Genomic DNA, 26,497 nt, shown 5'->3' with positions numbered 1-26,497 from the left:
AGGACGTTTTAGAGGATCGCCACGCCAATGGAACATGTTTCTGCGGCACGCACCCGTAGCTCAGCTGGATAGAGCACCAGACTACGAATCTGGGGGTCAGGAGTTCGAATCTCTTCGGGTGCGCCATTTTTTTCTTCCTAAAATTTCTATCTTTTATCGAGCATTTGCAGCAGCTGAATCGCGATGCGCCGAATGATGATGTCATGTATTGCTATTTGGCGTAGGAAGCTGATCGGCAGTAATTTTGATCGCACTTAGTCGTCTCCAGCTGTTACATAATTGCTTACGTCATCGAAGTCGTTGCCCATCCCATCGTATTTGCAATCACCTCCACGGCCATCGCAACTGCGCTCGGCCGGATTTAGACTTCCGTCAGTCAATCGTCTGGTTAGGTTGAGGCAAGCTTATGACACTAATGGTTGTTCTATATTCCAGAGGCGGAACAACAAATGCTCGATATTTCGGAAGCTAAAGGCTCGATTTTCATTACTGCAGAACAATTACTGTCAAGAACATTTACGTTCAGGGTCCAATCGTCCAATACAGTCCTCAGTGAAGACTTTGTATTCCAAAAAAATGGTTTTCTGATCGGCTATAGTCATCCAAACGAAATGTTTTGGGAGATCGATGGTGAGTGTGTGAATATTTTGGACCAAAATGGAAGGATTACGTGCCAGTTTTCCAGCCAGCAGGGACCGGATGATCTCATTCGGCTTGGTGGGTATTTTCGCGATCCTGCTTCTGGATACGAACAAACTCGCAATTTCCACGTACTGGAAGAGAACTCTTCAGACAGTCATACCAAAGTCCAGAGCTTCGATCTTTTCGATACGCTGGTTGCCCGGCGCTGCTACAACCCTTTGGAAATATTCCGCATTGTTGAACGCAAAGCGGGGTTGGCAAATTTTGCAGACAAGCGTCATAAAACAGAAATGAGCATATTCGGGCGTCTGCCTTATGGGATCGATGACATCTATAACATTATGGTGGCAGAAGCTTTTCTGACAGAAAAGCAGGCAAATGTGCTGAAGTGGATGGAACTGGAGGAAGAGTGGGATCATCTTTTCCCGATTGGTGATGTGGTCGCTCGAGTCAACTCGAACGACATTATCATTTCCGACATGTATTTGCCGCGTGCGTTTATCGAGCGCGTACTGACAGAAAAATGTGGACTGACAAACAAGCTTTATCTGAGTAATTACGGCAAGCATCACAGGAAAATTTGGCCCGAAATTCTAGGCACATACAAACTGCGCAGCCATTTCGGTGATAATATACAGGCTGATATCATTAGTCCTTCGAGTTTCGGAATTGCCGTCAATCTGGTCACGATTTCCAAGTGGGACCGGAGCGAGGAAATCCTTCACGCTATTGGTCTTGGGGCTTATGCTCACGCCATACGGGAAACGCGCTTGCACACGTTTCACCCGAATATTCATGTCCGCAATGCCCAGAATGCTCAGGCTTCGATCAACATTCCACTTATGATTCTCGGTTCTTTTTGGATCAGGTTGTGCGCCGAGAAATATGGTGCGGACAAAATCCTCATGGCTGCCCGCGACTGCAACCTCTGGCATGAAATGCTGTCGTCACGCCATTTCGCAATGACAAGGATGCCCTCTTCGGAATATCTGCGAATTTCCAGAGCGGTTTGCTACATTGAATCGGCTGAATACGAGGCGTATCTGCAGAGCAAGCTTGGTCGCAATACTCTGCTTGTCGATTTTGTTGGAACCGGGAAGTCACTTGGGTTGATCGTCGACAGGATGGGACGCAGAAACGCCATAACGCCTTGCGTTCTCGTCGGCGAACCGAAAGTCGCCCACACTGAATTCGCCCCCGAAACACTTATCTTGAAGGACTTCCACAAATACCGGATTTTTTTCGAAGCCCTGAACGCAGCTCTGGACGGATCCGCCGTTCTAACAATTCTTGATAACCATCGCCTAAAGATTTTGATGCAGGATAACGAATTCAGCGAGTTTAACAGGACCATCATTGTCGCGATGCGCGAGACGTTCGGACACTTTATGTCCGGGCTGGATCGCTTCAATCCCCCACAGAACATTCCCACGCTCGAAGCCTTGAGGAATGCAGCGGATGAAATCGCGGAGCTAATCCCTGGATGGGGTAGGAAACTCACTGCTTTGGAACGAGAGCAGAAAGATAATCTGTCGCTGGGCAATCCATTCAACGCGGTCAAAATCGCCTAACGCCCCTGATTACCGGACAACAACCGAGAACGTAGGAAAACCATGCCATCCAAAAGTATTTATAACCTGCTGCCCGAGGAAATGCGTAAGAGAGTTGCGTGGGAAGGAAGCAAGGTTCCTCCTTTTCCGAGTCTCGAAAACACGGTATCCGGTCAGGTATGGTCCACTATTCCTGGTGGTCATAAGTGGCTTGGTTATTTTCAGACATACGACCGCGAGTTCGGACGATATCACGGCAAAAGTCCGCGCGTACTAGAAATCGGCGTTTACAGAGGAGCGTCTCTGCAACTATGGAGGCGTTTCTTCGGCGATGGTGCCGTCATCGTCGGCATTGATATAGATGAGGGCTGCTCTGTTTTCAACGCGCCTGAACATAATGTTCATGTTGAGATCGGCGATCAGAGCGACCCTGCCTTCCTACAGTCTATTGTCGAAAAATACGGCCCGTTCGACATCATCATTGATGACGGAAGCCATGTTGCATCGAATCAGATCGCATCCTTTAACGGCCTATTTAGCAACGGGCTTAAGGACACGGGAATTTACTTTGTTGAAGATTTGGAATGCATGTACTGGGGGCATACCGATGCCTTCCGTGACGCCCCGGTAACGACTGTGGAGTTTTTCAAGATGCTGATTGATGTTCAAAACAGCATTTTCGAAGACTATAAGTATAACGATTTTGCTATCCATCTACCAGGTGCACGAGATGAGTACGAAGTCATCGCGCTGGCGAAATCTATTGCGAGCATAAAATTTGGCCGTGGACTAGTGCTTGTGGAAAAGGCTCCACAAATTCCCCCACTGACATTCCATTTATAATCTCGCGATTGGCACAACGCTCCACATTCGGGGGCCAGCGTCAGACCACTGATCTGTAATTGTCAACTGATGGGTTTTCCAAGCCCTGTTTCAGGTCTCGGGCGATCGATGCAAATGATCGTCAGGTATTCAGTGATGCGTACCTGCGATCTGTGCTTTGGGTTCCGAAGGCCTGTACGACAACTTTTGAGGCGCTTGCGCCACACCTTACACGAAAAGCAATTCCCGATGATCGCCCGGTGGCTGGTCTATGCCGAGTTGTTCTGTAATAACGGGGACGTTGACAGCTAAAGGCTCCAGATCGTCATTCTGACGAAAAAGCCTCCGCCATGTCCCCGGAGTATTTGAATGGCCGCAAGGCTCGTCGCTTTCGTCACCCTGCTTGCCGTCCTTGCCAGCTGCGGCGGGCGGCCCATTGGTGTCATGACGCCGACCGGGCAAAGGGTGCAGGGAACGTCTGCGGTCAATCTTCTGGTTGCCACCACGCGGGCACCGTCGGATGACAAGGCCATTCTGTTCGGGGGCGAGCGCGGTACGGGGCTGAAGGTCGATGCCATCTCCGTTTCCATTCCACCCGAGGCCAATCGTAAGGTCGGTCAGGTACAGTGGCCGAAAAAGCTGCCGGCAGACCCGTTGAAGAGCTTCACCACCGTTTCCGTGGAATCGCTGAAAAGCGACGCCGATAGCCAGAGCTGGATCAAACGCAACAGCCTGAAAAACAAGCGTGTGCTGGTCTTCGTGCACGGCTTCAACAACCGCTATGAGGAATCGGTCTATCGCTTTGCGCAGATCGTCCACGATTCCGGGTCCGATGTGCTGCCGGTGGTGTTTACCTGGCCATCGCGCGCCAGCGTGTTCGATTACAACTACGACAAGGAAAGCACCAATTATTCCCGCGATGCGCTGGAAGAGATGCTGACGCGACTGGCCAAGGACAATGCGGTCAGTGATGTCACCGTCATGGCGCATTCCATGGGGACATGGCTTGCGGTCGAAGCCCTGCGCCAGATGGCAATCCGACACGGGCGTGTCTATCCCAAGATCAACAATGTCATTCTGGCTGCACCGGATCTCGATGTGGATGTGTTTGCGCGCCAATATGCAAGTCTGGGCAAGGAAAAGCCGAAATTTACGCTGTTCGTGTCGCAGGATGACAGGGCGCTCAGCCTTTCCCGGCGCATTTCCGGCAATGTCGACCGCCTCGGCCAGATAGACCCCGGCGCGGAGCCCTATCGCAGCCAACTCGAAAGTGCTGGCATTACCGTTCTAGACCTCACCAAGCTGAAATCCGGCGATAGCCTCAACCACGGAAAGTTCGCCGAAAGCCCCGAGGTCGTGCGTCTCATCGGCGGGCGGTTGATCGACGGGCAGACTGTAACGGATTCCGATGTGGGTCTGGGCGAAGCCATCGGTGCCGTCGGCATTGGTGCCGCGCAGACGGTTGGCACGGCGGCAAGCGTCGTCGTCAGCGCACCCATTGCGGTGTTCGATCCACGGACGCGTGAAAATTACGGACGGCAGGTCGAGCGTCTCGGTCGCTCCGTGGGCAACACGGTCGGTTCGGTCGGAGACACGGCAACCAGCGTGGTCGATCCACAGGCGTTGAACAACGGCACGCGGCGGTCTAGCGATTGTAACCTGTCCGTCAATCGTGGAAATTCCGAATGCCGGGATCGCTAAAAGCGTAATATACAAACAGTATTTTATGCGTTATGACCTGCCTGTCCTGATTTTACACCAGAGTGGTTCCCATGCGCTTCAGACGCACAATTCAGCTTCTCGATGTTCATTGCGAAGGTGAAATCGGGCGTGTGGCGACCGGTGGCGTGCCGAAAATTCCGGGCGATACGGTCGCCGAACAGCTTCACTGGCTCAATACCGATCCGAAAGGCGAAGAGCTTCGCCGCTTCCTAACGCTGGAGCCGCGCGGTGCGCCCATCGGCTCCGTCAATTTGCTGCTGCCGCCCAAACACCCGGATGCGGATGCCGCTTTCGTCATTCTCCAGCCGGATCAGGCGCATGCCAGTTCCGGTTCTAACTCCATTTGCGCGACGACCGCGCTGCTGGAAAGCGGCGTGGTGGAGATGAAGGAGCCGGAAACCATCGTCATACTGGAAACCGCGGCCGGTCTGGTGAAAGCCACCGCCACCTGCCGCGATGGCCGCTGCGAGAAGGTGAAGCTCACCATGGTGCCGTCCTTCGTTCACGAACTGGATGTCGAAATCGACACGCCGGATTGGGGCCGCATCCGCATGGACATTGCCTATGGCGGCATTTTTTATGCGCTGGTGGATGTCGCACAAATCGGGCTCACCATCGACAAGGCCAATGCGGCCAACCTGGTGGCGGCGGGCATGGTGCTGAAGGATATCGTCAACCGCGAGATACCCGTGGTACACCCCGAAATCCCCGCGATCTCGGGCGTGGCCTATGTCATGTTCCGCGATACGGAAGCAGATGGCACCATCCGCACCTGTACCACCATGTGGCCGGGCCGGGCGGATCGCTCCCCTTGCGGCACCGGCAATTCCGCCAATCTGGCCACGCTGCATGCACGCGGCAAGGTGCAGGTGGGTGATACCTATACATCCCGCTCCATCATAGGCACGCAGTTCGAGGTCGGCCTCTCGGCAGTCACGGAAGTTGCGGGTAAGGCGGCAGTCATTCCCACCATCACCGGGCGCGGGTTCACCTTCGGCCTGCATCAGGTCTGGCTCGACCCGAACGATCCGCTGGCAGATGGTTTTGCCATGACCGATGTCTGGGGACCGCAGGCAGGCGCGATTTAACGCCAGCTTTTGCGCTGAAAAAATGGTTTTTGGCGCTGTCTTCTCGCGCAAAATGGTGTTAAACGGGCGCAATTCCAGCAAGCTCCGAGGCCCCACGATGAAGTCGATCACCCTTCGCCGCCCTGATGACTGGCACCTGCATCTGCGCGATGGTGCGATGCTCGAAGGCGTGATCGGTGATACCAGCCGCCATTTCGCGCGCGCCATCATCATGCCCAACCTCGTGCCGCCTGTCGTGACGACCGCAGATGCGATTGCTTATAAGGACCGCATCGTTAAAGCCATTCCAGCGGGTGATCGTTTCGAACCGCTGATGACGCTGTACCTCACCGAACACACAAGCCCCGACGACGTGGAAGAGGGCAAGACCAGCGGCCTCATCACCGCCGTCAAGCTCTATCCCGCCGGTGCTACCACCAATTCTCACGGCGGTGTGCGGGATATGGACAAGGCGATGCCGGTGCTGGAGCGCATGGCGAAGATCGGCCTGCCGCTCTGCGTCCATGGCGAAGTAACGACGCCAGAAGTCGATATTTTCGACCGCGAAAAAGTCTTCATCGATACGGTTCTGGACCCGCTGCGCCAGCGCCTGCCGGAACTGAAGATCACGATGGAGCATGTGACGACGCAGGACGGTGTCGATTACATCAAGGCATCCAAGGCCAATCTCGCTGGCTCGATTACCACGCACCACCTCATCATCAACCGCAACGCCATTCTGGTCGGCGGTATCAAGCCGCATTATTACTGCCTGCCGGTTGCCAAGCGCGAAGAGCATCGTCTGGCGCTGCGCGCTGCCGCAACCTCCGGCGACAAGCGCTTCTTCCTCGGCACGGATTCCGCCCCGCATGTGGACCCGCTGAAGGAATGCGCCTGCGGTTGCGCGGGCGTCTACACCTCCATCAACACCATGAGCTGCCTTGCCCATGTCTTCGAGCAGGACAATGCGCTGGACAAGCTCGAAGCCTTCGCTTCGCTCAACGGCCCGGCGTGGTATGGTCTGGCACCCAACGAAGACACGATCACGATGGTCAAGCGCGGTGAGCCGGTGAGCTTCCCCGCCAAGATCGATACCGGCGCAGGCCCGGTCACGGTGTTCGACCCGATGTTCCCGCTGCATTGGGACGTTGACTGAATTTTTCAATCGCTGCCGGTTTATCCGGCAGTTTTTTTATGCACTCGATGATCAAAAGAGGAAAATGCCGATGTCCCAGTTCACATTCACGGATCGCGCCCTTGTGGCTGAACTTGTTGCGAAGATGTTATGGGAAATCAAGGCGGTGCATTTCAACTCGGAAAGCCCATACACTTTCGCATCCGGCATGAAGAGCCCTGTCTATATCGACATGCGCAAGCTGATTTCCTACCCGCGCATCCGCTCCGCCGTTATGGATTTTGCAGCAGCAAAGATCGTTGCCGACGCGGGCTTTGAAGAGTTCGATTGCGTGGCCGGTGGCGAAACGGCCGGCATTCCCTTCGCCGCCTTTCTGGCGGAACGTTTGGGCTTGCCAATGATCTATTGCCGCAAGAAGCCCAAGGGCCATGGCCGCAATGCGCAGATCGAAGGCCATATGCCCGATGGTGCGCGCGTGCTGGTTATCGAGGATCTGACGACCGCTGGCGGCTCCATGTTCACCTTCATCGATGCCATCCGCGCCGCTGGCGGCATTGTCGATCACGGCATTGCTTTGTTCTATTACGGCATCTTCCCGGAGGCTGAAGCACGCTTTGCTAACAGAAACGTGAAGCTGCATCACCTCAGCACATGGCGCAATGTTTTGGCCGTCGCCCGCGCTGAAAAGCTCTTCGATGACAAGACCTTGTCGGAAGTCGAAGCCTTCCTTGACAATCCGCTGCCATGGTCTGCCGCCCAGGGCGGGGTCAGCGAATTGCCGCAATCCTGATCTTGTTTGGTTTGGATGTTTCGATTGGCAGACATCTGGCCATTTCGGGTGAAGTTGTTTAAATCGATTTAGTTTTTGATACGGAGGAGGACCGGATGATCCTGTGTTGTGGTGAAGCCCTGATCGACATGCTGCCGCGTGAAACCACGAAAGGCGAGCCGGGTTTTGCGCCCTATGCAGGCGGGGCGGTCTTCAACACGGCCATTGCGCTGGGGCGTCTGGGCGTTCCCTCCGCCTTCTTCTCCGGCATCGCCGATGACATGATGGGCGAAATCCTGAAAGACACGCTGAAGGCTAGCAATGTCGATTACAGCCTCTGCGCCTTCTCGCATCGCCCTTCGACCATCGCTTTCGTGAAGCTGGTAGATGGCCACGCCACCTATGCCTTTTACGATGAAGGCACAGCGTTGCGTATGCTGTCCGAAGCCGATCTTCCCAACATTGGTGCCGATTGCGAAGCCATGCATTTCGGTGCGATCAGCCTCATCCCTGAACCCTGCGGCGGCACTTACGAAGCGCTTCTGATGCGCGAACATGAAAAACGCGTCATCTCGCTCGACCCCAACATTCGCCCCGGCTTCATCAAGGACAAGCAGAAGCATCTGGAACGCATCAACCGCATGGCCGCCAAGTCGGATATCGTCAAATTCTCGGATGAGGATCTGGCTTGGTTCGGTCTGGAAGGCGACGAAGACACGCTCGCTCGCCACTGGCTGCACCACGGTGCCAAACTCGTCGTCGTCACCCGCGGTGCCGAAGGCGCAGTTGGCTATACGTCGAACCTTCGCGTGGAAGTGCCCAGTGAACGGGTTGAGGTGGTCGACACAGTCGGTGCCGGTGACACCTTCGACGCCGGCATCCTCGCCTCGCTGAAACTTCAGGGCCTGCTGACCAAGCCACAGGTTGCGTCGCTGACGGAGGAGCAGATCGCCAAGGCACTGGCACTGGGCGCAAAGGCTGCGGCGATCACCGTGTCGCGCGCTGGGGCGAACCCACCTTGGGCGAATGAGATCGGGCTTTATATAGAGAAAGTTCTCCGATACTAGGCATACTGGTACAAGCGGTGAGTGAATTCATCGGGCGAAATCTAGGCACGACCTTCTTAATCTTGCTCGCATCATTTTCTATGATGAGCGCTTGGGCCTTAATCAGCGACCCCATCCTGCTAAAGAGGATGACTTCCGAGACTTGTGACGCGCGTTTTGCAGAACTCAGGAAAGCTTCTGATGGGGACGGTACCAGCCAGCCCAGCACACGATTTTTGCGATCAAATTTCTCTTCAGTTGTTTATCCCGTCAGTCTGGCTATGGAAAAAGTTGTTCTTGAAAGATTTGAATATCATGGCATTCGCTTACCCGACATGCTTTCTTTCAAGGTCTACGATACCGGTCACATTACCATTCACACATACGACGATTCCAACCAGCGGATAGGAAGCTACGACTTCGACTATTGTGGGCAAATGTTTTGAACCCAAGAGGACTCATTTTCGCAAGCCAATGAATGCTCATGCATTTCGTTCGCGTAAAAACGACGTGACAAAAACTTGGATCTGCCTTTCTTCGGCCAAAACGCTCGCTCTATAAGCTCACATGGAAACCCTTGAGACCTATATGCCTGAAGGTATCGGTTCGATTCTGATGATGGCCATTTTTGCGGTCATCGGAATCTGGCTGGTGATGTTTGTGGTGCGCAAGCTGATCGGGATTGCGCTGGTGGCGGCTGTGATCATTGGCGGGCTTATGGTCTGGCAAAATCCTGCAATGCTGCTGCATGCGCAAGATACCGCCGCGCGCTATTACGAACAGTGGCACGATGGTGGTGTTGCCAACGGAGACCAGCAACGCTGGTAAAGCCTGTGACCGCTTAAGCGAAAGAACAACCAAAGCACGTCTAGAAATCGGTCTTCAGATCAACGATGTCTCCGCTGTTGAGTGCTTCAAGCTTCGCTTCGATCTTTTCGAGAGGCCAGTCCCACCAAGCGAGACGCAGTAGCTGTTCGATCACATCTTCAGAATAACGCATACGGATAAGCCTTGCGGGATTACCTCCGACAACCGCATAAGGTGGAACATTGCGCGTCACGACCGACGCTGCCGCGACGATGGCACCGCTGCCGATATAGACCCCGGGCATGATGGCTGCGTTCTGGCCGATCCACACATCGTGATCCACAATCGTGTCTTTGACAGGCAGATCCTTGTAGCCGAATGTTTCCGGCTTGAAGATGCGAAACGGATAGGTAGAGAAGCCAGTCATCGGGTGGTTGGCCGAGCTTGTGATGAAATAGCTGCCTCTGGCTATCTGCACGAATTTGCCGATGACCAACCTTTCGCGGACTTCGTGGCCAAGGAAGGGCGCCAGAATGGCGGCCGTGTCCTCCGGCTTCCCAGAATGCGTGTAATAGCTGAAATCACCGACATCCATGCGGGGATGATCGATGACATTCCTGAGATAGACGGTTTCCTCATAGACCCGCCCATCGGGCAGGGTAATGGGGTGAATGGCGGTCGCATCGAGAAGCGGCATTTGGCAAAAGCCTTGATGGAGAGAGAGTTTGCCAAGGCTATGCGCTTCTATCCGCCTTATCCATCTGCCGAGATGGATTGGTCTCATGAATTGTTTTGATCCATGAGAAGACCGGTCCAAGCTGCTGGATTTGATAAACGAAATTTCTAATGAATCAGGCGGGTGGGCAATTCTGTTCGTTGATATTGTGGACAAGACGCAGAGAATAGAACCATCTCCTCATTTTCACGTTAGATGGTACACGCCTTCTTCTCGTTCTCACGGAATACAAAATGTCTGCTTCATCCACCACACGGGCGTCAAAGCCCTTTTATGCGTCCTTCGGTTTCCAGGTCTTCGCCGCCATGGTTGTTGGCCTCGTGCTTGGCTATGTCGCCCGGCAGATGGGAGCGTCCGAGGCAGGGCCGAATTGGTTGGTTCAGGCGCTGTCGACCATCGGCTCGATCTTCGTCCAGTTGTTGCGCGCACTGGTGCCGCTGCTGATCTTCACCGCCATCGTGGCTTCCATCGCCAATCTGCGGGAGCTGAACAATGCGGCGCGGCTGGTGTGGCAGACGCTGTTGTGGTTTGCGATCACGGCTCTGATTGCCGTTCTCATCGGCATCGCGCTGGGTTTGCTGATCCAGCCTGGTATCAATTCCGGCGTTGCGGCGACGGCTGCGGCTGCACCCTCCAGCACAGGTTCGTGGCTTGATTTTCTCAAAGGGCTGATCCCCGCAAACCTGCTCGGTCTTCAGGCGTCGACCAAGGTTACACCGGGTGGTGCGACGACCGCGCTCAACTTCAACGTCTTGCAGATATTGGTGATTTCGATTGCTGTTGGCATTGCCGCTTTGCAGGTGGGTGAGAAGGCAGAGCCGTTTCTTGCCTTCAACCGCTCGCTGCTGGCTATTACGCGTAAGATTTTGTGGTGGGTCATCCGCCTGACGCCGATCGGCACGATTGGTCTTCTGGGCAATGCCGTTGCCGTTTATGGGTGGGAGGCGCTGGCGTCGCTTGGCTGGTATTCGGCTGCGATCTATATCGGCCTCGCCATCGTGCTTTTCGTCGTTTACCCCATCATCCTTGCAGCCAACGGCTTGAACCCGATCCGCTTCTTTTCCGGAGCATGGCCAGCCATTCAGTTGGCTTTCGTCTCCCGTTCCTCCATAGGCACGCTGCCGGTGACAGAACAGGTCACGGAGCGCAATCTCGGTGTGCCGCGTGAGTACGCTGCCTTCGCCGTGCCGCTGGGTGCCACCACCAAGATGGACGGATGTGCGGCCATCTATCCCGCGATCTCCGCCATCTTCGTTGCGCAGTTTTACGGCCTGCCGCTCGGCATTCAGGAATATGTGCTGATCGCCTTCGTCTCGGTTCTGGGCTCGGCGGCAACCGCGGGTCTGACGGGGGCGACAGTCATGCTCACCCTGACACTGTCCACGCTCGGTCTTCCGCTACAAGGCGTCGGCCTGTTGCTGGCGGTCGATCCGATCCTCGATATGGGCCGCACGGCGGTTAACGTCGCCGGACAGGCGCTGATCCCCACCATCGTCGCAAAACGTCAGGGTATTCTCGATCAGGCCGCCTATGACCGCCAGGAGGGCATCGATGCTCTCGACCCCGCGATGGCTCCGGCCGAATAAGCTGGCGAGACCTTCCTCACCAAAAGAAAACCCCTCGCAGTGGCGAGGGGTTTTCAGTTTCGACATCTTCAAACTCAGGCTTGGAGGTCCAGGCCTCAGAACTCCTGCCATTCGTCACGGGTCTGGGCGACGGCGGCGTTACCGTTGAAGGCACGGGCCACGTTGCCCATCATCTTGCGTGCAGGTGATGCGACGGGAGCCGAGCGCGATGATGCGGCGGCAGGTCTGACTGAGGCAGAGGCGTAAGCACTCTTGTCGTTGCCCAACCGGAACCGGCCCACGAGCGAGACCAGATTTTCGGCTTCGGCGCTCAGCTTATGGGTTGCGGCAGAGGTTTCCTCCACCATGGCCGCATTGCGCTGCGTGACCTGATCCATCTGGTTGATGGCGGTGTTGACTTCCTGCAGACCGGTCGACTGTTCCTTTGCAGCGGTTGCGATGGAGTGGATGTGGTCGTTGATGCCGAGAACGCGGGTCTCGATCTCATCCAAAGCTTCACCGGTGCGCTGCACCAGCTTCACGCCGTTGCCAACTTCATCGCCGGATTTGGTGATCAGCGCCTTGATGTCCTTGGCCGCATTGGCGGAGCGCTGAGCAAGCTCGCGCACTTCCTGTGCCACCACGGCAAAGCCCTTGCCGGCTTCACCGGCACGCGCCGCTTCCACACCGGCATTCAGCGCCAGCAGGTTCGTCTGGAAGGCAATTTCATCGATGACGTTGATGATCTGGCTGATCTCACGCGAAGCTTGCTCGATCCGGCCCATGGCCGATACGGCGTCACGCACCACCTTGGCAGACTGCGCAGTCTTTTCCTTGGTTTCTGACACCATCGTGCTGGCTTCCTGCGCCCGTTCTGTGGAATTGCGCACAACAGCCGTGATCTCGTCCAAAGCGGCAGAGGTTTCTTCCAGCGCCGCAGCCTGCTGCTCGGTACGCTTGGACAGGTCATCTGCGGCAGAGCGCAGCTCATTGGCATTGCCGTTGATGCTTTCCGTGCTGCCACGAACTTCGCTCATGGTGCCTTTGAGCTTGGCAAATGTCTCGTTCACATCAGATTGAAGCTGGGCGAAAACGCCGTGGAAATTGCCGTTCATCGTCTGCGTCAGGTCGCCATGGGCGAGGCTTTCGATAACGCGACCCGTCTCCGTCACGCCGCTATCGACGCTGACCAGCAGGGCGTTGATGTTCTGGGCAAAGCGGTTGAGGTTCTCATCACCGTAATCCTTGGTGATACGGTGGCTGAAATCACCAGCAGCAGCGGCGCTGACAACGTCTGCCATGCCGGCCTGCAAGTCGTCGCTCCTGGCGCGCATGGAAGCTTCCTGAGCATTCATGCGTCGGACTTCCAGACCGTTGCGCTTGAAAACCTCGACGGCTGCGGCCATCTCGCCGATTTCGTCCTTGCGGTCGAGGCATGGAACGTCCGTTTCTAGGTTACCCTCAGCCACGGAATTCATGGCTTCGGATACTTTCAGAATAGGACCGCTGAGCTGCTTGGATCCGACATAAAGACCGAACGCGGCACCGACAACGACGCCACCCACAGTCACGAGGGCCACGACGAGGAAGATCATTTGGCCGAAGCTTTCGATGTCGGTCTTGATCGCCTCGAGTTCCGCAAGGTCGGATTTGACCACGGCATCGATTTCGCCCTGATAGGCCTTGCGGTTTTCGCGGTTCGCTTCGTTATTGCCCTGCGCATTGGCGTCCTGCGGGCTTACGTCGCGTCCAAGGCGCGCGGTCTCTGTGCGGAACGTGCGAAACTCTTCAAAGCGCTTTTCGAGATTGGCGAATTGTGCTGTCTGGCTGGCGGGAACCTGCGGTTTCCACTGCTTGAGCAGGGTGTCCATATCCGCCAGGTTCTTCATCAAGCCGTCGCCGAATTTGGACGCAGCAGCGGTGTCCTTGGCCGCATAGATACCGCGCGCTTCCATCACCACAGCGGTAACGAGGCGGTTCAGTGTTTCGCCGCGGCGTGCGCGGTCTGCCACTGCATCCAGTGTCAGTGTCTGTTTGTGGTATTCATTGACGGCGAAAATCGACAAGCCGCCGATGGTACATGCCACAAGGCTTAAGAGCCCCACCAGAAGATTTATCCTGCCCCGTATTCTCAACTGCGTATTCCCCTCAAAACGCTCCTCCCACACGTATGTGAGACCGAAATCGAAATAATCGTTCGTGGGCATAACTTTATATACGCACTCTTAATAAAGAATTTCGGATTTTAGCGACTCGATACTTTGCTTCTTAAATGAAGAACTTACGGGTTGCTTGTACGTCGGCAGCCTGCGCGGGCGTCTGCATCCACTCTTAAGTGTGTGCGAGGGGATTGAGCGGCAGCGATTGACTTTGCAGGCCGGAAGCCCTTATAAGCCCGCACGTTCGCGCACTTGTGCTCGCGCATGCGCCTGAACGCCAAAACGAAACGCTCTTGTCCCAAAAGGGGCAAAGTCAAGAAGGGCCGCACCCCGCGGTATTAAATAAATGTCTAAGCGTACTTTCCAGCCATCTAAGCTTGTTCGCAAGCGTCGTCATGGTTTCCGCTCCCGCATGGCGACTGCCGGCGGTCGCAAGGTTCTGGCCGCTCGCCGCACACGCGGCCGCGCCCGTCTCTCGGCCTAATTGGCCATAGCCCGATGAAAGTCGTGGCACATGACGCATGAGAAGAAAATACCCGGTCGGTTGAAAAACCGACCGGAGTTTCTTGCTGTCCAGGCAGGAGAAAAAAGGCGAGGCAGTACTTTCCTGATGGAAGTCCTGGATCGTCAAAAACCTGAAACCGAACCAAGGGTCGGCTTCACGGTTACCAAACGCCAAGGAAATGCGGTTGAACGCAACCGAATGCGCCGCCGTCTGAAGGAGGCCGTCAGGCTTTCGGCAGGGTTGGCAATGAAACCCGGACATGACTATGTGATTGTCGCCCGTAGGGACGTACTGAATACCGAATTTGCCGTACTGGAACACTTGCTCATAGAGCGGATCAAGGGACGAGCGAAATCCGGACGCTCCCGGGAGACCCGCTCCAGGAAAGAATGATGGAAAAAAACCGCAACTACTTTATCGCGATAGGCCTTTCGGTTGTCATCGTGCTTGCCTGGCAGTTCCTCTACATGAATCCGCGCATCGAGCAGCAGCGCCGCGCCGAAGAGGCTCGACAGGCGCAGCAGGCCACGCAGCAGACAACGACGACGACAAATGCAGCACCTGGCACCGCCGCGCCGACGGGCACCCTGCCCGGCGCAACCGGCCAGCAGGCAGCCACGGTTTCACGTGAGGAATCGCTGACGAAGTCGCAACGCGTTCAGATCGACACCAACGCCATTCAAGGCTCCATCAGCCTGACGGGCGCTCGTCTGGATGACATTCGTCTCAAGGATTATCACGAGACGGTAGACGACTCGAGCCCGCTCATCACGCTGTTTTCCCCTTCCGATACCCATGACGGCTACTTCACCGAACTGGGCTATATCGCTGGCGAAGCGACAACAGGTTCGGCCCCCGGCCCTTCCACAGTCTGGACGGCGCCTGAAGGTGCAAAGCTGACTGAAGCCACACCGGTTGCGCTGACCTATACCAATGATGTCGGCGTCGTGTTCACACGCACGATCTCCATTGACGATCATTACATGATCACCGTCACCGATAAGATCGACAACCCTGGCCAGACGCCTGTGTCGTTCTCGACCTATGGCCGCATTACTCGCAACAACAAGCCGACGACCCCTGCGGTCTTCGTTATTCACGAAGGCTTTCTGGGCGTTGCCGGCACGGATGCGGGCCTGACGGAAGATACCTACAAGAACATCGAGGAAAAGCCGGTTACGCTGCCGAAGGCTATGGGTGGCTGGCTCGGTATCACCGACAAGTATTGGGCTGCGGCCATCGTACCGCCACAGAACGTTGCGGTCGAAACACGCTACTCGCACTTTACGGACGGTCAGCCGCGCTATCAGGCAGACTATCGCAGCGACGCCATGACAGTGGCCCCCGGTCAGTCCATCGAACTCAAGAACATGGTCTTTGCCGGTGCCAAGGAAGTTCCTCTGGTTGACCGTTACGAGACGCAATACAACATTCCGAAGTTCGATCGCCTGATCGACTGGGGCTGGTTCTACTTCATCACCAAGCCGATGTTCAAACTGATGGATTTCTTCTTCCGTTATTTTGGTAACTTCGGTGTGGCCATCCTGCTGACCACCATCGTCGTCAAGCTGCTGTTCTTCCCACTGGCCTCCAAGCAATATGCTTCCATGGCCAACATGAAGCGTATGCAGCCGAAGATGGAGGAGCTGAAAGCCAAGCATGGCGATGATCGCATGGCCATGCAGCAGGCGATGATGGCGCTCTATAAGGAAGAGAAGATCAACCCGGTCGCCGGTTGCTGGCCGATGCTGTTGCAGATTCCGGTCTTCTTCGCGCTCTACAAGGTCATCTACGTCACAATCGAAATGCGGCACGCGCCGTTCTTCGGCTGGATTCACGACTTGTCTGCGCCGGATCCGACCTCGCTGTTCAACCTGTTCGGCCTTCTGCCTTACGATGTTCCGCACTTCTTGATGATCGGCGTCTGGCCTATCATCATGGGCATCACCATGTTCATGCAGATGCGTATGAACCCGACGCCTCCCGATCCTACACAGGCGATGATCTTCACCTGGATGCCGCTGATCTTCACTTTCATGCTGGCGTCGTTCCCCGCAGGTCTCGTTATCTACTGGGCATGGAACAACACCCTCTCGATCAGCCAGCAGGCTGTGATCATGAAGCGCCACGGTGCCAAGATCGAGTTGTTTGACAACATCAGGGGATTGTTCAAACGAAAGCCGGTGGAAACCAAATGACCAGCGATATCAATGGCGGCCAACCGGTAACGGAAAAGCCCCTCTTCGGTCGGCCCTGGATTTTCATTCGCGGCGTTCCCGCGATGAAATTCCTGCCACCTGAAGGTCCGCCGGAGATTGCCTTTGCAGGCCGTTCCAACGTCGGCAAGTCTTCCCTCATCAACGCGCTCGTCGGCCATAAGGGGCTTGCGCGCACGTCCAATACTCCGGGCCGCACGCAGGAACTCAACTACTTCGTTCCTGAAGGCTATTCCGGTGAAGCTGGCGATATGCCTCCGATGGCGCTTGTCGATATGCCGGGTTACGGCTACGCCAAGGCACCCAAGGACCATGTCGATGCCTGGACGAAGCTGGTGTTCGATTATCTGCGTGGCCGTGCAACTCTCAAGCGCGTCTACCTGCTGATCGACTCCCGCCACGGCATCAAGGCCAATGATGAGGACGTTCTGAAAATCCTCGACAAGGCGGCCATATCCTATCAGGTCGTGTTGACCAAAACCGACAAGATCAAAGATGTTGGCGTTCCGCGCCTCGTCAACGAGACGTTGGAGAAAATCCGCAAGCGTCCAGCGGCCTACCCGGAGGTTCTGGCAACATCGTCAGAAAAGTCTGCTGGGCTCGACCTTCTTCGCGCCGAGATCTGCAAGACGGTCGGCATCATCTGAAATTGAGAGGGTGGCGGCGTCAGTCGCCTCCCCTTCCCTTATTCCTCTACATGTTACAGGATTGAGGGACAGACAGTTTTCAGACGGCTGAAAACAGCAGGGCAGCGGCCCATAGCAGCGCAGCCGATGTGGCCAGACGCCAAAAACGCACCGAATTCCAAAGCGCCGATATAATGCTGAATCGCCCGTAGATGCTGCGGTGCAGGCTGTCATCGGATCGCCGCAGGGAATGATCCATGGATGCGTCCATATAGGACCTGAAACTGCGCCGCTCATCTGTGCTGACATGACCAAGGTTGTCCTGCCACCGGCGCACAATGGCTGCAAATTGGCGATCCGTCTTCACGCGCTTGGCAAGCTGCGCAGTTGCGTCGGCGCTGAGTGCTCCCAGCACATATTCACCTGCAAGCACTTCATCTTTCAAACCGCTTCGTTTTTCCCGATCCGGCAAGGTCATTCGGCGTCGAACTCCTGGCTTTATAGCGCCACCGCAAACGGCGATCAGTCAGCTACCCCTTGCCGACGCGCACTTCCCCGACCACAAAGCTGGTCCGATTGGGCACATATGTCAATCAGATTGGCTATCCCCACGCGTTCACGTTTGATTTTTCTGCGGCTGAGTGGCTGTCCGTTGTTTCATCCGTCAAAAACTTGGGTTAAAAGCGCGGCAATCAATGACGAGGTTATTTCCCATGACGACTTCCGAAAGCGAAATGCAGGCCCGGCTTCTCGCACAAGCTCTGCCTTTCATGCAGAAATACGAACATAAGACCATCGTCGTGAAATATGGCGGTCATGCCATGGGAGACACCAGTCTCGGCAAGGCTTTCGCAGAAGACATCGCTCTCCTCAAGCAGTCCGGCATCAATCCCATTGTCGTGCATGGCGGTGGCCCGCAGATCGGCGCGATGCTGAGCAGGATGGGCATCGAATCGAAATTCGAAGGTGGTCTGCGCGTCACCGATGCCAAGACCGTCGAGATTGTCGAAATGGTTCTGGCCGGTTCGATCAACAAGGAAATCGTCGCCCTCATCAACCAGACCGGCGAATGGGCCATCGGCCTTTGCGGCAAGGATGGCAACATGGTCTTTGCCGAAAAGGCCAAGAAGACCGTTGTTGATCCCGACAGCAATATCGAGCGCGTGCTTGATCTCGGCTTCGTCGGCGAAGTGGTTGAAGTCGACCGCACGCTGCTGGACCTTCTGGCAAAGTCCGAAATGATCCCGGTCATCGCGCCCGTGGCTCCGGGCCGTGATGGCGCGACCTACAACATCAATGCCGATACCTTTGCAGGTGCCATCGCCGGTGCACTGCACGCCAGCCGCCTGCTGTTCCTGACCGATGTCGAGGGTGTCCTCGATAAGAACAAGGAACTCATCAAGGAGCTGACGGTGTCTCAGGCGCGCGCGCTGATCAAGGACGGCACGATTTCCGGCGGCATGATCCCCAAGGTCGAAACCTGCATCGAAGCCATCAAGGCAGGCGTTCAGGGTGTCGTCATCCTCAACGGCAAGACGCCACATGCGGTTCTTCTGGAAATCTTTACCGAAGGTGCAGGCACCCTCATCGTTCCCTGATTACCAGAACAGCAAACCCAGGATGCCGCTGACGATCAGCAGGCATCCTGCAAGCTCCATGGCGTTGACCCGTTCGCGAAACAGAAACCACGACGCCATGAAGGTGAAGACCAGTTCGATCTGCCCAAGTGCACGGACGTAAGCCACCTGTTGCAGCGTCATCGCTGTGAACCAGCCCGCCGACCCCAGCACACCGGCTATGCCGACAAGCGCAGATGATCGCCAGGTGACGAGGACCTGCACAATCTCTCTTTTGTCTCTCCAGACCATCCACACCAACATGAACGCCGTCTGAAACGTCGTCACGCAGGCCAGCGTCACGGCTGCGGACATGATCGGTCCCGCGCCTTCGAGCGACAGCGACGCGCTTCGGTAAGCGACCGCCGATATGCCGAAGACGCCGCCCGAGGCAATGCCGATCAGCGCGGTGCGGCTGGTCAGCGCCGTAACGGTGTTTCGCCACGACAACGGCAGCCGCGCCATGGATATCGTCATCACGCCGATGACGCCGACAATGATGGCCATGATCGCACCCGGCGTCAGTTTTTCACCCAGTATGACGAAACCGAACACAGCCGCCTGTACCGGTTCCGTTTTCGAATAGGCGGTGCCGACGGCGAAGTTGCGCAGCGAAAACAGATGCACAAGCATCATGGTGGCGAAGATTTGCGCCAACCCACCCACCACCGCCCAGATGAAAAAGCCGGTGCTGAAGGTTGGAAAAATCTGCTCGGCACCGAAATGCAGAAACAGCACATAGAGAATAGCGATCGGAAAGCCGTAACCGAAGCGCACAAAGCTGGCCCCACGCGTGCCGAGCGAGCCCTGCAAATGCTTTTGCAAGGCCGAGCGCAGGTTCTGCATGAAAGCAGCGGCGATGGTGATGGGTATCCAGAGTTCCATACCCTTGGGTTATCATGCGCTGGCGATGGCCCCCAAGGCCGGAAAGCTGCGTTGGCGTCGCCTTTTCGATTTTCTTTATGCGGATGACAGGGCATAAGAGGCCATGAGCACGAAACCAAAAAATCAGCCTGACGCCGCGCAATTTTCCCATGTGACCGAATGGGTGTTCGATCTCGACAACACGCTTTACCCGCACGAGGTGAACCTGTTTTCGCAGATCGACAAGAACATGACGGCCTATGTCGCCGAGTTGCTGCAGTTGGAGCCGGACGAGGCGCGCAAGCTGCAGAAGCAATATTACCACGAGCATGGCACCACGCTTCAGGGCCTAATGATCCATTACGGCATCGACCCCAATGCCTTTCTGGAGCGCGCTCACGCCATCGATTATTCCGCTTTGCTGCCAAACCCGGAGCTGGGCGAAGCCATCAAAGCGCTGCCGGGGCGCAAGTTCATTCTGACCAATGGCAGCGTTCCCCATGCACAGGCGGCGGCTGGCGCGCTGGGTATTCTCGACCACTTCGAGGATATTTTCGACATCGTCGCCGCCGATTATCTGCCAAAGCCCGCCAGCGCGACCTATGAGAAATTCGCCGCCCTTGCCAAGCTCGATACGACCAAGGCAGCGATGTTCGAGGATTTGCCGCGAAACCTCACCGCGCCAAAGGCTCTGGGCATGAAGACCGTGCTTCTCGTGCCGCGCAATCTCGAAGGCATCCTCATGGAGCGCTGGGAAATTCCTGATGTCAGCGACGAACATATCGATTTCATCACCGATGATCTGACAGGCTTTCTGAAAGCTCTGCGCGGCTGACGCATGTTACCGATTTGTCATGCACATTACTGATCTTTAAGTGGTGCACGCGCCATCGGTCACCTACCTTCCAACTCAGGGACACCACTTGAAAGGTAATGACGATGTCGAAACGAAAAATCGCCCTCACTGCTCTCGGCGCTGCCCTGATGCTCAGCACCACAGCAACCATGTCCATGGCTGCACCGCGTGGAGGCCCTGGCAAAGACGGCCCGTCCATGCGTCCTGAACTTGCCTATGTCTATCTGCTGAAGACGGCCGATACTAACAAGGACGGCAAGGTTTCCAAGGAAGAATTTGCAGCCCGTCAGGACGCGCTTTTCACCGAGATCGACGCGAATAAGGACGGCTCTATCACGCCGAAGGAAATGCGTGATTTCCGCAAGGCTAAGATGGAAGCGTTCCGCGCCGCCAACCCACGCCCTGAGCGTGCCAATGCGGACGGCCCCGATGGCAAAAAAGGCGGCCCTGACCATGCTGACCGTAAAGGTCAGGAAGGACGCAAGCACGAAGGACGTCACGGTGGCATGGGTGGCAAAGGCGGCCACGGTGGCCGAATGAATGCGATGTTCGCCATGGTCGACGCCGATGGCAACGGCCAGATCAGCAAGGCAGAATTTATAGCCGCTGGCGAGAAAATGTTCACGCGCCTCGACAAGAACAATGATGGCGTGATCAGCATCGATGACATGCCGGATCGTCCGTTCCTGTAATCACTTTTTGAATACCAGACCAGCAAAGCCCGCCTCACAGCGGGCTTTGTGCATTCCGGCCTTTCCACTTTTCAATCTCTGTCCTCATGCTATATCGATGTATCGATTTCAGAAGGACTTGACCGTGAGCATCGCCACCCTCCTCGCCTATGCCACCGCTCTCTTCATTGCGGCTGCCATTCCCGGTCCCGGCATGACGGCCATCGTGGCACGGGCGCTGGGATCCGGCTTTCGTGAAACCTTCTTCATGGGGCTCGGTCTCGTGCTGGGCGACATGGTTTATCTGACGGCCGTCATTCTGGGCCTCGCCTTTGTGGCGCAGACCTTTCAGGAAGCCTTCATGATCCTGAAATTCGCCGGTGCGGCCTATCTTCTCTACATCGCGTGGAAACTTTGGACAGCAGGGCTATTGCCGCAGGATTTGCAAGCCAAGAAAAGCACCAGCATCACCATGTCCTTCCTGTCCGGCCTGTTCATCACGCTGGGCAACCCCAAGACCATGCTGTTTTACGTCGCGCTAGTGCCGACCCTGATCGACATCCGCATGATCGGCAGCACAGAATATGCGACGCTTCTGGCCGTCACCTTCGTGGTCCTGATGGCGGTTCTACTGCCTTACATCCTGCTGGCCTCCAGAGCGCGGACGCTGCTGAAGCACCCGAGTGCGCTGACCATTCTCAACCGCACCGCCGCCAGCATTCTTGCGGGTACCGCAGCGGTGATCGCAGCGCGCTCCGTTTGAGGTTGGTTTTCCAATCAAGCCTACCTCTCTGGAATGATATGCCAACAGTTGCGACATATATGCACATTCGTTCTCTGGCTTCATTGCGGCATTCCTCCTATTCTGCGCGAAATTGTAGTCTTTGACACCATGGGAGCGCACTATGTCTGAAGCCAGAAAACCCGGACGCGGGCGGATTTACGCATCGATCACTGAGACGATCGGCGATACGCCTCTGGTGCGTCTCGACAAACTGGCGAAAGACAAGGGTGTCAAGGCAACGATCCTGGCAAAGCTGGAGTTCTTCAACCCGATCGCTTCCGTCAAAGATCGTATCGGCGTTGCCATGATCGAAGCGCTGGAAGCGCAGGGCAAGATCACGCCCGGCAAGACGACGCTGATCGAGCCGACATCCGGCAATACCGGCATCGCTCTTGCCTTCGCCGCCGCCGCCAAGGGTTACAAGCTGATCCTGACCATGCCCGAAACCATGTCGATCGAGCGCCGTAAGATGCTGGCGCTGCTGGGCGCGGAACTGGTGCTGACCGAAGGCCCCAAGGGCATGAAAGGTGCAATCACCAGGGCGCATGAACTGGCCGCAACGCTTCCCGACGCCATCATCCCGCAGCAGTTCGAAAACCCCGCCAATCCCGAAATCCACCGCACCACGACGGCGGAAGAAATCTGGAACGACACCCAGGGCGACGTGGATATTTTCGTGTCCGGTATCGGCACGGGCGGCACGATTACCGGTGTGGGCCAGGTGCTGAAATCCCGCAAACCCGACGTCAGGATCGTGGCCGTGGAACCAGCCGACAGCCCGGTTCTCTCCGGCGGTACGCCCGGCCCGCACAAAATCCAAGGGATCGGTGCCGGCTTTGCGCCCGCCGTTCTGGATACCAAAATCTACGACGAAATCATCGCCATCACCAATGACGAAGCCTTCGAAACCGCCCGCCTGGTCGCACGGTTAGAAGGTGTACCGGTCGGCATCTCCTCGGGTGCCGCCCTTGCCGCCGCCATCAAGATTGGGTCGCGGGATGAAAGTGCGGGCAAGACAATCGTCGTGATCATTCCGTCCTTTGCGGAGCGGTATCTGTCGACGGCGCTGTTTGAGGGGTTGGGGTTGTAGGGTCTGATACGTTGGTAGCAGCCTTATCCAGCAGTAGAACGATATAAATTTAACGCAGGAGCAAGCTCGCCCCCTCTGCCCTGCCGGGCATCTCCCCCACGGGTGGGGAGATTGGCTGGGGGCTGGCTCACCGGACATCTTGAACGTTGATGCGGGGCAACGGCATTTCTGGCCGACCTATCCTTTTCTATAGCGTGTTGTTGGGTAGTAAGCGCGCCTCTTGCCGATCTCCCCACCTCAGGGGGAGATGCCCGGCAGGGCAGAGGGGGGTGAGCGGCATATTCCGCCCTCTCAACGGGTGGGACAACCACACCCTCCGCCCTCATGCTGAGGTGCTTTGACCGAAGGGCAAAGCCTCGAAGCATCCAGTCGCGCACTCTGCCCCAAATCCGCAACCCCCGTCCTTCGAGGCTGCGGCTTCGCCTCCGCACCTCAGGATGAGGGTTGCTACCGTTACATCTGGTAGCTATTGCTGCATGAGGCAAAACAATTGCCCTCAGCCACACCTGCCATCATCCAATCCCATCACTATCAAAAATCCCGGCCACCGCTTACGCAAGCTTCGCCGTTCACGCGGCAGCATCTGCCCGTGGCTTGATCTCTTCTCAGTGTCCATAACCATTCACGGCCATGGTATTCGGACGGGGCGCTGCAAGCTGCCTCGTTGGGTCGTTTAGATATGGCACCTTTCAGCGCCCCGTTCGGCGGTTTGTGTCCGCCAGCGATCTTCTTGCCATGGCTGGCGTGTCCCGGATGGCAAAGGCGAAACCTTGCCGGAGAACCGGTCGGACATGTTCAAGGTCCGACCCTTCACCTTCCGGGCGGCGGGGCTTCATTGCTGAAACATCCCGCCTGCCAGTTCGGCCACATCTGCCTTCGTCCTGATCTGCGCCGATTGATTGAGGCGCGGAGCAGGGTCGATCCGTTTTTCGCAAGGTCCACATCCGCCAGCCCCGGCCGATGCTTCTCTTAGCGATCCGTCCGCGCCATCTCTGGTGCGGGGCAGATGCAGCGTGTTCCTGTGTACCGCCTGACTTTCGCTTCAAGCTCCTCACGGTCGCGTTCGACCAGAAGCCGATGAGCTGTCGGTACACCCGGTGGCGGACGCACCGGACCGCCGTGACCCGACACCGCAACCTTCAAAGGTCTGCGGGCCAAGGCACAGCGGGCCGATGCGGACGGTAGAAGGGTTGCGCCAGCCGATCCGAAACCGGCGCTGCCCCTTTTCCCGTACCACCGGGGAAATCGCTACCAGACCCCGATGGTGAAGGTTTGCGTATCCCTTCACCACAAGCGCCGGCCCCGCCTCGCCGCAACGCCTTGCGGTGTATCCGAGAGCGGAACGGGGAGATTGTGCGGGTGATTCGCGCGCCGTGGAGAAAAGTGCGGGAGGATTTTTGAGGGTTTTGCGGTTTTTTGGGTAAGGTGTTGATTTGGTTGGGGAGTATTTTTGGTGGAGAGGTTTGTGGGTGGGGCTTACCCCCCTCTGCCCTGCCGGGCATCTCCCCCACAAGGAGGGAGATCGGCTAGACGCTTGCTCCTCGCTCCATCCGCAGCCTTTGATAGGGCGAAAGGTCTCCACGAGTCGATCTCCCCACCTGTGGGGGAGATGCCCGGCAGGGCAGAGGGGGGGTGAGCCACACACTCTGCCGAACCTTTCCACACATTGTTGCTTTTCGGCTCAGCCCTGAGCGTCGCGCTTGCGCTCTATCGCATCCCACAACAGGCTCGCAACATCGGCACCGCCGAACTTCTTCACTTCACGAATACCAGTCGGAGACGTGACGTTGATTTCGGTCATGTAGTCGCCGATGACATCGATGCCGACGAAGAGGAAGCCGCGTTCGCGCAAGGCGGGGCCGATGCGTTCGCAGATTTCTTTTTCGCGGTTTGTCAGTTCCGTTGGTTCAGGGCGACCACCGGCGTGCATGTTGGAGCGGGCGTCGTTTTCCGCAGGCACGCGGTTGATGGCACCGACCGGCTCTCCATCGACCAACAGGATGCGTTTGTCGCCCTTGCGGACGTCGGGCAGGTACTGCTGCGCGATATAGGGCTCGCGGAACATCTGGCCGAACATTTCCAGCAGCGAGGAGAAGTTGCGGTCATCGCGGGTGGAGTGGAAGACGCCTGCGCCGCCATTGCCGTAGAGCGGCTTCAGAATGATGTCGCCCATCTCTTCGCGGAAGCGGGAAATCTCGGCCACGTCCTTGGTGATGAGCGTGGTTGGCATGAGGTCGGCGAATTCGGTGACGAAAATCTTTTCCGGCGAATTGCGCACCCAGGCGGGATCGTTCACCACCAATGTCTTGGGGTGGATACGCTCCAGCAGATGGGTGGAGGTGATGTAGGCCATGTCGAAGGGCGGGTCCTGGCGCAGATGGATGACATCCATGGTGGCGAGGTCGACGCGCTCCGGTTCGGCTAAGGAGAAGTGATCACCCTTGATATCGCGCAGCTGCATCTGTTCGACGGTGGCGTAAATCTTGCCATCGCGCATGGACAGGCGGTCCGGCGTATAATGAAACAGGCGGTAACCGCGAGCCTGCGCCTCAAGGCTGATCGCGAAGGTGCTATCGCCCGCAATGTTGATGCCGGAGACATGATCCATCTGGATCGCGACGTTCTTGATTTTGGCCATGCGCAATTTCCTTTTGAAAGCCCGAAATGTGTAGGGCAGGCAAGCTTCAAAGGCAACTGCTACGGGGTAGCGTATCTATGAGTTTTATTGACGTTATCAGGGCTTAAAGCGACGGCGTTTTGGCCGGCAACAGCTTGTTCTTCAAGCGGTAGGCAAAGGCGATGGGCGCTGGGAACGGGCGGCGCAGGAAGGCGACCTTGCGGACGTAACTGTCCACCCGCCATGTGGCCCAGGTGCCAGCTTTGAAATAGGCGACATCGCCCGCCTGCAGCATATGGACGGAGCCATCTTCCGCCGTGACATGCACGTCGCCCTCGAGGATGTGGACGGTTTCATCCCAGGCGAAGAACCAGCGGAAAGTGCCTGCTGTGCAATCCCAAAGGGCGGTATAGGCAGCACGGTCGCCGCTTTTGGAATGGTCTGCCATGCGGGCAACGGGTTCACCAGCGATGATCCAGTCCGGATTGATGGGAGACGGTTGCATGTGCATGGCATGGGAGGGAGCGGAGACCACGGGCTCGGCTTTCTCACGCTTTTTCGACAGTGGCATAGACGGCACCGAGCGCCCTGCCAATGCAGCCACACTTGCGATCACGACATGTAAAACCATA

At 56.6% G+C, this 26,497-nt stretch carries 25 protein-coding genes and 1 tRNA gene; 20 read left to right on the top strand and 6 right to left on the bottom strand.

Annotation, left to right across the window (positions count from 1 at the left end; translation table 11 throughout):
- The first annotated feature begins 49 nt into the window (after positions 1-49).
- The 10 genes from CPJ18_RS01530 (at position 50) to CPJ18_RS01480 (ending at position 9,581) form a co-directional block, all read left to right on the top strand.
- A tRNA-Arg gene (locus tag CPJ18_RS01530) sits at positions 50-126 on the top strand.
- Positions 127-449: 323 nt separating this feature from the next.
- Positions 450-2,213 (top strand): hypothetical protein, encoded by a 1,764-nt coding sequence (locus tag CPJ18_RS01525; protein ID WP_103656715.1) that lies wholly within the window; start codon positions 450-452, stop codon positions 2,211-2,213.
- Positions 2,214-2,255: 42 nt separating this feature from the next.
- Positions 2,256-3,035 (top strand): class I SAM-dependent methyltransferase, encoded by a 780-nt coding sequence (locus tag CPJ18_RS01520; RefSeq protein WP_103656714.1) that lies wholly within the window; start codon positions 2,256-2,258, stop codon positions 3,033-3,035.
- 348 nt (positions 3,036-3,383) lie between these two features.
- Entirely contained in the window at positions 3,384-4,715 is a 1,332-nt protein-coding gene (locus CPJ18_RS01510; RefSeq protein WP_103585119.1) for an alpha/beta hydrolase, read from the top strand.
- Between the two features lie 71 nt (positions 4,716-4,786).
- On the top strand, positions 4,787-5,824 hold the full coding sequence (locus CPJ18_RS01505) for a 4-hydroxyproline epimerase (protein WP_103656712.1): 1,038 nt from the start codon (positions 4,787-4,789) through the stop codon (positions 5,822-5,824).
- Between the two features lie 97 nt (positions 5,825-5,921).
- Complete coding sequence (pyrC, locus tag CPJ18_RS01500; RefSeq protein ID WP_103656934.1) at positions 5,922-6,959, top strand: dihydroorotase; 1,038 nt, start codon at positions 5,922-5,924, stop codon at positions 6,957-6,959.
- Between the two features lie 70 nt (positions 6,960-7,029).
- The gene (locus CPJ18_RS01495; RefSeq protein WP_103656933.1) at positions 7,030-7,728 is read left to right on the top strand and encodes an orotate phosphoribosyltransferase; all 699 of its coding nucleotides are present in this window, start codon (positions 7,030-7,032) and stop codon (positions 7,726-7,728) included.
- 95 nt (positions 7,729-7,823) lie between these two features.
- On the top strand, positions 7,824-8,774 hold the full coding sequence (locus CPJ18_RS01490) for a carbohydrate kinase family protein (RefSeq protein ID WP_103656711.1): 951 nt from the start codon (positions 7,824-7,826) through the stop codon (positions 8,772-8,774).
- A gap of 17 nt (positions 8,775-8,791) precedes the next feature.
- Positions 8,792-9,199, top strand: coding sequence for a hypothetical protein (locus CPJ18_RS01485; protein ID WP_146258628.1), 408 nt, complete (start codon positions 8,792-8,794; stop codon positions 9,197-9,199).
- A 142-nt stretch (positions 9,200-9,341) separates the two neighbouring features.
- Positions 9,342-9,581, top strand: coding sequence for a hypothetical protein (locus tag CPJ18_RS01480; RefSeq protein ID WP_146258627.1), 240 nt, complete (start codon positions 9,342-9,344; stop codon positions 9,579-9,581).
- 40 nt (positions 9,582-9,621) lie between these two features.
- On the opposite strand, the gene CPJ18_RS01475 is transcribed toward CPJ18_RS01480, so the two are convergent.
- A complete protein-coding gene (locus tag CPJ18_RS01475; RefSeq protein WP_103656708.1) occupies positions 9,622-10,257 on the bottom strand; it encodes a CatB-related O-acetyltransferase in 636 nt (211 codons plus the stop codon).
- Positions 10,258-10,529: 272 nt separating this feature from the next.
- On the opposite strand from CPJ18_RS01475, the gene CPJ18_RS01470 reads away from it, so the two are divergent.
- Positions 10,530-11,882: a dicarboxylate/amino acid:cation symporter gene (locus CPJ18_RS01470; protein WP_103656707.1), complete on the top strand. Its 1,353-nt coding sequence runs from the start codon at positions 10,530-10,532 to the stop codon at positions 11,880-11,882.
- Between the two features lie 95 nt (positions 11,883-11,977).
- Here the strand turns inward: CPJ18_RS01470 and CPJ18_RS01465 are convergent, their stop codons facing one another.
- A complete protein-coding gene (locus tag CPJ18_RS01465) occupies positions 11,978-13,996 on the bottom strand; it encodes a methyl-accepting chemotaxis protein (protein ID WP_103656932.1) in 2,019 nt (672 codons plus the stop codon).
- 370 nt (positions 13,997-14,366) lie between these two features.
- Between CPJ18_RS01465 and rpmH the strand changes: the two genes are divergently transcribed.
- From rpmH to yihA, 4 genes are read left to right on the top strand one after another with little or no spacing between them, the layout of a single operon-like run.
- A complete protein-coding gene (gene rpmH / locus CPJ18_RS01460) occupies positions 14,367-14,504 on the top strand; it encodes a 50S ribosomal protein L34 (RefSeq protein WP_042616368.1) in 138 nt (45 codons plus the stop codon).
- A gap of 30 nt (positions 14,505-14,534) precedes the next feature.
- Positions 14,535-14,918 (top strand): ribonuclease P protein component, encoded by a 384-nt coding sequence (gene rnpA / locus CPJ18_RS01455; RefSeq protein WP_077105346.1) that lies wholly within the window; start codon positions 14,535-14,537, stop codon positions 14,916-14,918.
- Positions 14,918-16,723 carry a membrane protein insertase YidC gene (gene yidC, locus CPJ18_RS01450; protein ID WP_103656931.1) on the top strand — a complete coding sequence of 602 codons (1,806 nt, stop codon included), beginning with the start codon at positions 14,918-14,920 and terminating at the stop codon, positions 16,721-16,723. Before rnpA ends, yidC begins: the two co-directional genes overlap by 1 nt.
- Complete coding sequence (gene yihA / locus CPJ18_RS01445) at positions 16,720-17,388, top strand: ribosome biogenesis GTP-binding protein YihA/YsxC (protein ID WP_077105348.1); 669 nt, start codon at positions 16,720-16,722, stop codon at positions 17,386-17,388. Before yidC ends, yihA begins: the two co-directional genes overlap by 4 nt.
- Positions 17,389-17,467: 79 nt before the next feature.
- On the opposite strand, the gene CPJ18_RS01440 is transcribed toward yihA, so the two are convergent.
- A complete protein-coding gene (locus CPJ18_RS01440) occupies positions 17,468-17,845 on the bottom strand; it encodes a hypothetical protein (RefSeq protein ID WP_103656706.1) in 378 nt (125 codons plus the stop codon).
- A 235-nt stretch (positions 17,846-18,080) separates the two neighbouring features.
- On the opposite strand from CPJ18_RS01440, the gene argB reads away from it, so the two are divergent.
- Positions 18,081-18,965, top strand: coding sequence for an acetylglutamate kinase (gene argB / locus CPJ18_RS01435; RefSeq protein ID WP_077105350.1), 885 nt, complete (start codon positions 18,081-18,083; stop codon positions 18,963-18,965).
- On the opposite strand, the gene CPJ18_RS01430 is transcribed toward argB, so the two are convergent.
- Positions 18,966-19,868, bottom strand: coding sequence for a DMT family transporter (locus CPJ18_RS01430; RefSeq protein WP_103656705.1), 903 nt, complete (start codon positions 19,866-19,868; stop codon positions 18,966-18,968).
- A gap of 103 nt (positions 19,869-19,971) precedes the next feature.
- Between CPJ18_RS01430 and CPJ18_RS01425 the strand changes: the two genes are divergently transcribed.
- From CPJ18_RS01425 to cysK, 4 genes are all read left to right on the top strand, one after another.
- The gene (locus tag CPJ18_RS01425; RefSeq protein ID WP_103656704.1) at positions 19,972-20,682 is read left to right on the top strand and encodes a pyrimidine 5'-nucleotidase; all 711 of its coding nucleotides are present in this window, start codon (positions 19,972-19,974) and stop codon (positions 20,680-20,682) included.
- A gap of 98 nt (positions 20,683-20,780) precedes the next feature.
- Positions 20,781-21,395: an EF-hand domain-containing protein gene (locus CPJ18_RS01420; protein ID WP_103656703.1), complete on the top strand. Its 615-nt coding sequence runs from the start codon at positions 20,781-20,783 to the stop codon at positions 21,393-21,395.
- A 124-nt stretch (positions 21,396-21,519) separates the two neighbouring features.
- Positions 21,520-22,137 carry a LysE family translocator gene (locus CPJ18_RS01415; protein WP_103656930.1) on the top strand — a complete coding sequence of 206 codons (618 nt, stop codon included), beginning with the start codon at positions 21,520-21,522 and terminating at the stop codon, positions 22,135-22,137.
- Between the two features lie 142 nt (positions 22,138-22,279).
- Entirely contained in the window at positions 22,280-23,248 is a 969-nt protein-coding gene (gene cysK / locus CPJ18_RS01410) for a cysteine synthase A (RefSeq protein WP_103656702.1), read from the top strand.
- Between the two features lie 1,681 nt (positions 23,249-24,929).
- Here cysK and gshB read toward each other — a convergent pair.
- Positions 24,930-25,886: a glutathione synthase gene (gene gshB / locus CPJ18_RS01395; RefSeq protein WP_103656700.1), complete on the bottom strand. Its 957-nt coding sequence runs from the start codon at positions 25,884-25,886 to the stop codon at positions 24,930-24,932.
- A 103-nt stretch (positions 25,887-25,989) separates the two neighbouring features.
- Positions 25,990-26,496: a cupin domain-containing protein gene (locus CPJ18_RS01390; RefSeq protein ID WP_103656699.1), complete on the bottom strand. Its 507-nt coding sequence runs from the start codon at positions 26,494-26,496 to the stop codon at positions 25,990-25,992.
- Position 26,497 lies beyond the last annotated feature (1 nt).

Origin of the sequence: Agrobacterium rosae (assembly GCF_002915175.1) — a bacterium.
GTDB lineage: Bacteria > Pseudomonadota > Alphaproteobacteria > Rhizobiales > Rhizobiaceae > Agrobacterium > Agrobacterium rosae.
Note: the sequence above shows the minus strand (reverse complement) of the source record. Positions and strands in the feature narration are given on the sequence as shown.